Consider the following 1,003-nt stretch of genomic DNA (forward strand, 5'->3'; position numbering starts at 1 on the left):
TTAGTTTCGTCATAGGTTTTACTTTTTTTATTTTTATATTTTTTGATTTTTTCAAATATCGGATTTTATTGTTTTTGTGCCTCGTTAAATAAAAAGAAGAAAGAATTTCTTATTCCGTGTTTATGCGCATTATGCTTTAATTCTATTTTTGGATTTTTGGTCATACCTTCTATAAATTATCTAATAGGATTTATATCATTTAGTGTAATTTTTGCAATCTATTATATAGATAATTATATCAATGAGAGGAGATTTTTAAAATGATACAAGCAATAGTTAAAAAAGGTAAAGTTTTAGCAGAACAGATCCCTGCTCCAAGCGTTTCAAAGGGGTGTGTTCTTATAAAAGTAGTAAATAGCTGTATATCGGCGGGCACCGAGATAAGCGGCGTATCAAATAGTGGAAAGAGCCTGATCAGAAGGGCCTTGGAGCAGCCAGAGAACGTAAAAAAAGTTATCAATATGATAAAATCAGACGGCATCGCAAACGCCTATGCTAAGGTAAAGGGCAAGCTTGATAGCGGAAGCCCGACCGGCTATTCGCTTAGCGGCGTCGTCATAGCGGTCGGAGAGGGTGTTTCAAATTTTGAAATTGGTGAACGCGTCGCTGCAGCTGGTGCAGGACTTGCAAACCACGCAGAATACGTAGACGTACCTAAAAATTTAGTTATGAAAATGCCGCAGGATATGGACTTTGAGTGGGCTTGCACCGTGACGCTCGGCGGCATAGCGATGCAAGGCGTTAGGCGGATCGATCTAAGGTTGGGCGAGACCTGCGTAGTGGTCGGCGCGGGGATTTTGGGGCTTCTCGCGGTGCAGATGCTTAAAATTTCAGGCGTGAGGGTCGCAGTTAGCGATTTTGATGATAGACGCTTGCAGATAGCAAAGGAATACGGCGCCGAGCTAACTATCAATCCCTCAAAGGAAAATTTGTTAGACATCGTTTCGTCTTGGAGCGGCGGATACGGCGCCGACGGAGTGCTATTTACCGCTGCTACGAGCAG

Annotated in this window: 1 protein-coding gene; it reads left to right on the plus strand. The window is 42.3% G+C overall.

What is annotated here, in order from left to right; genetic code table 11:
- Positions 1–260 precede the first annotated feature (260 nt).
- A partial coding sequence (locus Q0277_RS08135) for a zinc-binding alcohol dehydrogenase (RefSeq protein ID WP_297997140.1) occupies positions 261–1,003 on the plus strand: 743 nt, incomplete at its 3' end.

Origin of the sequence: uncultured Campylobacter sp., from assembly GCF_938030815.1 — a bacterium.
In the GTDB taxonomy this organism is placed as follows: domain Bacteria; phylum Campylobacterota; class Campylobacteria; order Campylobacterales; family Campylobacteraceae; genus Campylobacter_B.